At 69.9% G+C, this 7,629-nt stretch carries 8 protein-coding genes; 1 reads left to right on the top strand and 7 read right to left on the bottom strand.

The genetic code is table 11. The annotated features are described in order from the left end of the window. The 6 genes from dhaM to VK923_09785 form a co-directional block, all read right to left on the bottom strand. A partial coding sequence (gene dhaM / locus VK923_09810; GenBank protein HSJ44963.1) for a dihydroxyacetone kinase phosphoryl donor subunit DhaM occupies positions 1-514 on the bottom strand: 514 nt, incomplete at its 3' end. A 22-nt stretch (positions 515-536) separates the two neighbouring features. After that, positions 537-2,057 carry a glycerol kinase GlpK gene (gene glpK, locus VK923_09805; GenBank protein ID HSJ44962.1) on the bottom strand — a complete coding sequence of 507 codons (1,521 nt, stop codon included), beginning with the start codon at positions 2,055-2,057 and terminating at the stop codon, positions 537-539. Between the two features lie 48 nt (positions 2,058-2,105). Further along, the gene (dhaL, locus tag VK923_09800) at positions 2,106-2,795 is read right to left on the bottom strand and encodes a dihydroxyacetone kinase subunit DhaL (protein HSJ44961.1); all 690 of its coding nucleotides are present in this window, start codon (positions 2,793-2,795) and stop codon (positions 2,106-2,108) included. Between the two features lie 39 nt (positions 2,796-2,834). Beyond that, the gene (gene dhaK / locus VK923_09795; protein ID HSJ44960.1) at positions 2,835-3,830 is read right to left on the bottom strand and encodes a dihydroxyacetone kinase subunit DhaK; all 996 of its coding nucleotides are present in this window, start codon (positions 3,828-3,830) and stop codon (positions 2,835-2,837) included. Between the two features lie 144 nt (positions 3,831-3,974). Beyond that, complete coding sequence (locus VK923_09790; protein ID HSJ44959.1) at positions 3,975-4,730, bottom strand: MIP/aquaporin family protein; 756 nt, start codon at positions 4,728-4,730, stop codon at positions 3,975-3,977. Between the two features lie 158 nt (positions 4,731-4,888). Then, positions 4,889-5,158 (bottom strand): hypothetical protein, encoded by a 270-nt coding sequence (locus VK923_09785; protein ID HSJ44958.1) that lies wholly within the window; start codon positions 5,156-5,158, stop codon positions 4,889-4,891. A gap of 156 nt (positions 5,159-5,314) precedes the next feature. Here VK923_09785 and VK923_09780 point away from each other — a divergent pair, with 156 nt between their 5' ends. After that, entirely contained in the window at positions 5,315-6,349 is a 1,035-nt protein-coding gene (locus VK923_09780) for a GntG family PLP-dependent aldolase (GenBank protein HSJ44957.1), read from the top strand. Here the strand turns inward: VK923_09780 and VK923_09775 are convergent. After that, positions 6,336-7,088: a methyltransferase domain-containing protein gene (locus VK923_09775; protein ID HSJ44956.1), complete on the bottom strand. Its 753-nt coding sequence runs from the start codon at positions 7,086-7,088 to the stop codon at positions 6,336-6,338. The genes VK923_09780 and VK923_09775 overlap by 14 nt on opposite strands. Between the last annotated feature and the right edge of the window lie 541 nt (positions 7,089-7,629).

The raw sequence follows: 7,629 nt of genomic DNA, 5'->3' as shown, positions 1-7,629 counted from the left end.
CCCGCTCGACCCTGACCTCTGCGTCGAGCCGGCGGACGGCCCGGCTGATCTGTCCGGCCGGTCGGGCGTGCAGCCCGCCGACGTTGGTCAGCCGCAGCTCCACCGCCTGCCCGAGCTCACCGGCTTCGGCCTCGTCGGCCGGCTCCGCCCCACCGCACACGCGCGCGGCCGCAGCAGCGACCTCGCCGAGGTTCGCACCGCCGCCCGCGGCGCCGGCAGCGGCGATCGCGCCCTCGACCAGCGGGGCGTCCACGACCAGCACGCGGTCGCGTTGGTCGTCATCGAGGAACTCAAGCGCCGACTCGGCGGTCATCTCGGCGCTGCCGAGATCGAACAGGATGACCGCGCCGTCGCCACCGTCGGCGTCGTCGATCGCAGCCATCACCAGCTCGAGGCTGGTGCCCAGCTCGCCGTCGTCGGTCCCGCCCGCCAGCGCGAACGGGACCTCCGGCTCCATCTGCGTGACCGGGTCCCGCAGCCCCTCGACGAGGCGGTCCGAGTGGCTGACGAGCACCAGGCCGACCATGGACGGCCGCTCAGCCCGAGACGTCAACCCAGTCGCGGGTGCGCTCGACTGCCTTCTTCCAGCGGGCGTAGCCCTCTTCGCGCTGGTCGTCGCTCCACTGCGGCTCCCAGCGCTTGTCCTCGAGCCAGTTCTCGCGCATCTCGTCGGTGTTGTTCCAGAACCCGACCGCGAGGCCCGCGGCGTAGGCCGCTCCCAGAGCGGTCGTCTCGGCGACGACCGGCCTGGACACCGGCACGCCGAGGATGTCGGCCTGCAGCTGCATCAGCGTGTCGTTGGCCGTCATGCCGCCGTCGACCTTGAGCACCTCGAGGTCGACGCCCGAGTCGGCGTTCATCGCCTCCGCGACGTCGCGGGACTGGTAGCACACCGACTCGAGCGTCGCGCGGACCAAGTGCTCCTTGGTGTTGAACCGGGACAACCCGACCACGACGCCGCGTGCCGAGCTGTCCCAGTACGGCGCGAACAGCCCCGAGAAGGCCGGGACGAACACGATGCCGCCACTGTCCTCGACGTTGTTGGCCAGGCGCTCGGACTCTTCGGCGCTGGCGATGATGCCCAACTGGTCACGCAACCACTGCACGGCAGAACCGGTGACGGCGATCGAGCCCTCCAGGCAGTACACCGCATCGTCGTCGCCGAACTTGTAGCCCAGCGTCGTGAGCAGGCCGTTCTGGCTGTGGACCACCTCGTTGCCGGTGTTGAGCAGCATGAAGTTGCCCGTGCCGTAGGTGTTCTTGCCGTCGCCGACGTCGTAGCAGACCTGGCCGACCACCGCGGCCTGTTGGTCGCCGAGGTCGCCGCAGAGTGGGATCTCTCCGCCGATCGGCCCATCCGGCCGTGTCGTGCCGTAGTGGTTCGGATCCGACGAGGGCCGGACCTCGGGCAGCATCCCTCGCGGCACGCCGAACATCTCGAGCAGCTCGTCGTCCCAGTCGAGCGTCTCGAGGTTCATCAGCATCGTCCGGCTGGCGTTGGAGACATCGGTCACGTGCACACCGCCGTCCGTGCCGCCGGTGAGGTTCCACAGCACCCACGTGTCGGTGTTGCCGAACATCACGTCGCCGTTCTCGGCCGCCTCCCGCAGCCCGTCGACGTTCTCGAACAGCCACTGCAGCTTGCCACCCGAGAAGTACGTCGCGATCGGCAGGCCGGCCTTCTGCCTGACGGTCTCCTCGTGGCCTTCGTTCTGGTGTCGGGTCACCAGACGGTCGTTGCGGGTGTCCTGCCACACGATCGCGTTGTGGTAGGGCCTGCCCGTCTTCGGGTTCCATACGACCGTGGTCTCACGCTGGTTCGTGACGCCGATCGCGGCGAGGTCGCCCGCGGAGATGCCGGCGCCTCCCATGCCCTGCTCGACGGCGCTGCGCACCGACTGCCAGATGTGCAGCGGGTCGTGCTCGACCCAGCCGGCCTGCGGCAGGATCTGCTCGAACTCGAGCTGCGACTTGCCGACCTCGTTGCCGCCGTGATCGAAGATCATGAAGCGGCTGGAGGTCGTTCCCTGGTCGATAGCTCCGACGTAATCGGCCATGTGCTCCCTCGTCTTTCCAGGTCGGTCCGCGCCGACCCATCCCGGTTGTCAGGCGTCGTCGACGCCTGGTCCCTCCTCTGGCTCCTTGTCGGACGCGTCCTCAGCCGCCGTGGCCACCAGCGCGTCGTCGCCGGTCATGCATGCGATCAGCATCGCCGTCGACGTGGCGCCGGGGTCCTGGTGCCCGATGCTGCGCTCACCCAGGTAGCTGGCCCTGCCCCGCTGAGCGATCAGTGGCACGGTCCCACGCTTGCCCTCATCGGCCGCTTCGGCCGCCGACCGCAGCGCGTCGCCGAGGTTGCGGCCGTCGTCGACCGCTGCACGCATGGCGTCGACCGCGGGGCCGAGCGCGTCGAGCATCGTCTTCTGGCCGCGCTCTGACTTGCCGCGCTGGGCTACGCCCGCGAACGCGGCATCGAGCGCGGCGACGAGGTCGGCGCCGTCGAGGTCGTCCTTGCCCTCGACGGCTTTGGAGGCGCGCAGGAAGCCCGTGCCGTACAGGGGACCCGCGGCACCGCCGACCTTGGAGACCAGCGCCATCGCGACGGCCTTGAGCAGGTCCGCCGGCGTGTCACCGTCGAGCCGCTCGAGCGCCGCCTTCATGCCGCGGTGCATGTTCTCCCCATGGTCGGCATCGCCGATCGCGCTGTCGAGGCGCGTCAGCAGCCGACGGTGCTCGGCCACCGCGTCGGCGAACCGCTCGACGAACCCCATGATCTGCTCGTTGCCGATGTTCATGGCGTTCGCCTGCCGCCGTTGGGTCCTCAGGTCGTCGCCCTACATTCCCTTCCGCATGGCGGGCGTATGCACGGGGGCGTCCCACAGCTCCACCATCTCGTCGTCGAGCTTGAGCAGCGTCAATGACATGCCGGCCATCTCCAGCGACGTGATCCAGTCGCCGATCAGATTGCGCTCGACCGTGATTCCGCGGTCGGCCAACAGCTTCGCGGCCGCGCGGTAGACGATGTACAGCTCGATCTGGGGCGTGCCACCCATGCCGTTGACGAACAGCAGCAGGCGGTCGCCCTCGCTGAAGGGGAGGTCGTCGAGGATCGGCGTGAGCAGGCGTTCCGTGATCTGGTCGGCGGGCTCGAGTGCCATCCGGTGGCGTCCCGGTTCACCGTGGATGCCGATGCCGATCTCCATCTCGTCGTCACCGAGCTCGAACGTCGGCTCGCCCGCGTGCGGCACCGTGCACGAGGTCAGCGCCATGCCCATCGACCGCACGTTGGCGTTCACGCGCTCGCACAGCTGGGTGACGGCGTCGAGATCGTCGCCCCGCTCCGCGGCCGCTCCGCAGATCTTCTCTGCAAGCACCGTGCCGCCGACGCCGCGGCGTCCGGCCGTGTACAGCGAGTCCTCGACCGCGACGTCGTCGTTGATGACGACCGACCGCACGTTGGCGTCCTCCGCGAGCTCTGCGGCCATCTCGAAGTTGGCCACGTCACCGGTGTAGTTCTTGACGATGTGAAGCACGCCGGCCCCCCCGTCGATCGCCTCGGTCGCGGCCTGCACCTGGTCGGGGGTGGGGGAGGTGAACACGGCGCCCGGGCAAGCGCCGTCCAACATGCCGTGCCCCACGAACCCGCCGTGCATCGGTTCGTGCCCGCTGCCGCCGCCCGAGAGGACGGCGACCTTGCCCTCCACGGGCGCGTCGGCGCGGACGATGTAATCGGGGTCGTGATGCACCTTCAGCAGGTCACGGTGTGCGAGGGCCATGCCCTCGAGCGCCTCGGTGACCACCTGCTCGGGATCGTTGATGAGCTTCTTCATCGCTGTCTCCTCGCCTGTCGTCCGGTGGGTCCGTCCGCCGCGGTCACCGTGGAAGTCGTCACCGCAACGCCGGGTGAACGCGGAGCCGGGCCCACTCCTCGTGGACACGACTCCCCTGATGCGTCACCACCCGCGCGCCTCGTGCTAGGTGAACGGCTGGATCGCCCAGATCACCGCGCCCAGGATCCCGCCGATGATCGGGCCGACGACGGGCACCCAGCTGTACTGCCAGTCGGAGCCACCCTTGTCGGGTATCGGCAGGACGGCGTGCACGATGCGGGGGCCCAGGTCACGGGCCGGGTTGATGGCGTAGCCGGTCGGCCCGCCCAGCGACAGCCCGATGGCGAACACGAGCAGGCCGATGATCAGCGGTGCGATGCCGCTGCCGTACAGCGCGGCCATCTCCTCGGAGGCGTTCGTGCCGACGGCGCCACCCGCACCGGCGGTGATTCCGAGCACGCCCAGCAGCAGCATTGCCGTGCCGATGATCTCGGTGACGGCGTTCTTCGGGAAGTCGCGGACCTCGGGGCCGGTCGAGAACACGGCGAGCTTGAGGCCGGGGTCCTCGGTCAGGCCCCAGTGCGGAAGGTAGGTGGCGTACACCAGCGCGGCGCCCGTCATGGCGCCGAGCATCTGGGCGATGATGTAGCCGGGCACCTGCGACCAGTTGAACTCGCCGATCGAGGCCAGGCCGATCGTGACTGCGGGGTTGATGTGGGCGCCGCTGACCGCGCCCACGGAGTAGACGGCGATCGCGACCGCCATCCCCCATCCGAAGGTGATGACGATCCAGCCGCTGGCTTCACCCTTCGATCTCTTCAGCAGCACGTTGGCGACGACTCCGTCACCGAGCAGGATCAGGATCGCCGTTCCGAGGAACTCCGCGACGTAAACCTCCATCGGACACGCTCCATTCGTTCCGCGCACATCGCGCTACACACGCAGGTACGTGCACCGTCCTCAGGCCCGCGCATGCGACGTGGGGTCCCGGGCGGAGACCCGTCGGGAACCTATGAAGGCTTGATGGGGGCGTCAAGTCCCATTTGTGTGATCTCGTGTCACGGCCGGTCACGACCGGGCTCGAACTGCTTTCCCGAGCCCTTCTTGCCCTTCGCTTCCGGGTCGGACTCCGGGTTGTCGACGTTCGGGGCGAAGCCCTTGCCCGATCCCTCGGTGCGCTCGGCCTCGGGATCGGTCTCGGGGTCGCCGATGTCGGGATCGAACTTGCGACCGCTCCCCTTGACGGCGGCGGACGACTCCTCGGACTCGGGGACCGTCTGGTCCGGGGCGAACTCCTTGCCGGGTTCCTGCTCGTCGTGTCCTGCCAAGGCGCACCTCCTGCGGTGGGCGTGGCGGAAAGCCCTCCCGACGCTCGTCGCGGCGGTCGGCCTCCCGTGACCATCGACTGCGACCTACCCGTGGTGGTCGGCTCCCATGCCACGGGACGTCAGGCGCAGCGGCGTCGCGGCGTAGCATCGACGCCCGTGATCGATCTGCGAAGCGACACCGTGACCCGGCCGACCGACGCGATGCGCCGTGCGATGGCGGATGCCGAGGTCGGCGACGACGTGTATGGCGAGGACCCGACGGTCACCCGCCTCCAGGAACGTGCAGCGGAGACCTTCGGCAAGGAGGCCGCGCTGCTGTGCCCCTCCGGGATCATGTGCAACCAGGTGTGGTTGCGCACGCTGGCCCGACCGGGCACCGAGGTCGTGGTGGAGGCCGACGCCCACGTCGTCAACTACGAGGCCGGTGCCGGCGCCCTCCTCGGAGGCGTGCAGTTCCGGACCGTCCAGGGACGCCGAGGGCTGCTGGCGGCGGCCGACGTCGCCGCGGCCATCCGTCCGGACACCTTCCCGTTGACCCCGACGTCGCTGGTGTGCATCGAGCACACGCACAACCGTGGCGGCGGTACGTGCTACGCCCAGGAGGACCTGCGGGCCCTGCGCGACGTGACCGCCGGCGCCGGTGTGGCCCTGTACATGGACGGCGCCCGCGTGTTCAACGCCGCGGTCGCCAGAGGGGTGGCGCCCGCGACGATCGGCACCCACGTCGACGCCCTGAGCTTCTGCCTGTCGAAGGGGCTGGGCGCACCGGTCGGCAGCGTGATGGTCGGCACCGCCGAGGCGATCGCGGAGGCGACGCTGTGGCGGCGACGCTACGGCGGTGCGATGCGCCAGGCCGGGGTGATCGCCGCCGCCGGCCTCGTCGCGCTCGACCTCATGGTCGACCGGCTGGCGGACGACCACGAGAACGCCACGCGGCTCGCGGTGGCCGCCGCCGAGGTTGCGCCAGAGCATGTCGACATCGCCCAGGTCCAGACCAACATCGTCTACCTCGAGCGGGTCCCGGCGGCGACGGTGGTCGCGACCATGCGCGAGGCCGGTGTGCTGGTCGGCGCGATGGACGCCACCACGGTGCGCCTCGTCACACACGCCGACGTCACGACGGACGACTGCGACCGTGCCGCCGACCACCTGCGGCGGGTCCTGCGGGAGACGGACCTCACCGCGGCGTGAGCAGGTACCCCTCGCACCGGTAGCGCAGCACCGGCGTCGGGCCCGCTGTGGTCCCGACCTCGCGGACGCGTCGCTCGACCGCCATGCGCTCGGCATCGGGCAGAGCCGAGACGAAGCTGATCGACAGGATCCGGTCCACCAGGCCGTCGACGTCGGTCGTCACCGCGTGGGCGACGGCGTGGCTGGCGGTCACGTCCACGAGCACGCTGCGGTCCACGACCCTGCGCCATCGCCCGCTGGCGTGCGAGGGCGTGTCGCGGCGGTGAGGGTCGATGATGGCCGAGATGGCCGCCTGGAGCGGGTCGTCGGGCCGGCGAACGTTCCACACGAGCCCGATCGCCCCGCCCGGCGCCAGGACCCGGAGCATCTCGGTCAGCGCAGCGTCGCTGTCGAACCAGTGGAACCCCTGCGCCACCACGATCCCGTCCAACGTGCCGTCGGCCAGCGGCAGCGCCTGCGCCGTCGCCGTGACCGCCGGCACGACGCCACCCGTCACGTCCCGCAGCGTCCGCAGCATGACGTGCAGCGGGTCGGCCGCCATCAGCGATGCGCCGGTAGCGACGAGCGCCCGCGTCAGCTTGCCCGTGCCCGCGGCCAGGTCCAGCACGCGCCGGCCGGCACCGATGCCCACCCGCCCGCACAGCCAACCGACCATCTCGGAGGGATACCCTGGCCTTCCCCTCTCGTAGGCGTCGGCCGCGCGACCGAACCCGACCGCCGCCTCGGGGTGCACCGTCATCCACGCCTCCTGTGTGGCCGTCGCCAGGATGCCACCCAGTGCTCGAGCCACGACGCGCCAGCACATGGCGGTCGCCGGGTGACGACGCGGCCGGGCGCCAATCGAGTGACGAGAGCGATGCGCCACGTCGTCGACGAGCTGCGCGGCGCGGGGTCCGAGGTCGACCACCGGCGCGGCGCGACGGTGGCCCCGTTACTCTGGCCCCCTTACGTATGGGGGTGTCACGACCCTTCAACGTCTCAGCGGAAATCGGCGCATGCAACCGATACCTTCGTCGGTTGGACCGCTTCACAGCGGACGAGCGACGTGCCATCAGTGACCGGCCAGGCCGTTCAGGACCGATGTGCACGACGACCGATGATTGCCCACGATGTGACCGGGTGCCGTCGGATGCGGTGAAGCGACAGTGGACTTGAGCGGTGCGTGACGATTGACCGGTCATTCAGACAGTTTGTACTACAGAACGTGAGATCTGAGCATATGATCATGTGCCTTGGCGGCCGTCTGAGGGCCGGTCGCAGCAGGGTGTCGACAAATAATG

This window comes from Euzebyales bacterium (assembly GCA_035461305.1).
Classification (GTDB): domain Bacteria; phylum Actinomycetota; class Nitriliruptoria; order Euzebyales; family JAHELV01; genus JAHELV01.
This window is presented reverse-complemented; position numbering and strand designations above follow the sequence as displayed.

Bases quoted from the DNA above. Each gene is read 5' to 3' on its own strand.
- VK923_09790 (HSJ44959.1), bottom strand. From the start codon at position 4,730: ATGGAGGTTTACGTCGCGGAGTTCCTCGGAACGGCGATCCTGATCCTG.
- VK923_09775 (HSJ44956.1), bottom strand. From the start codon at position 7,088: ATGACGGTGCACCCCGAGGCGGCGGTCGGGTTCGGTCGCGCGGCCGAC.
- dhaK (HSJ44960.1), bottom strand. From the start codon at position 3,830: ATGAAGAAGCTCATCAACGATCCCGAGCAGGTGGTCACCGAGGCGCTC.
- glpK (HSJ44962.1), bottom strand. From the start codon at position 2,057: ATGGCCGATTACGTCGGAGCTATCGACCAGGGAACGACCTCCAGCCGC.
- dhaL (HSJ44961.1), bottom strand. From the start codon at position 2,795: ATGAACATCGGCAACGAGCAGATCATGGGGTTCGTCGAGCGGTTCGCC.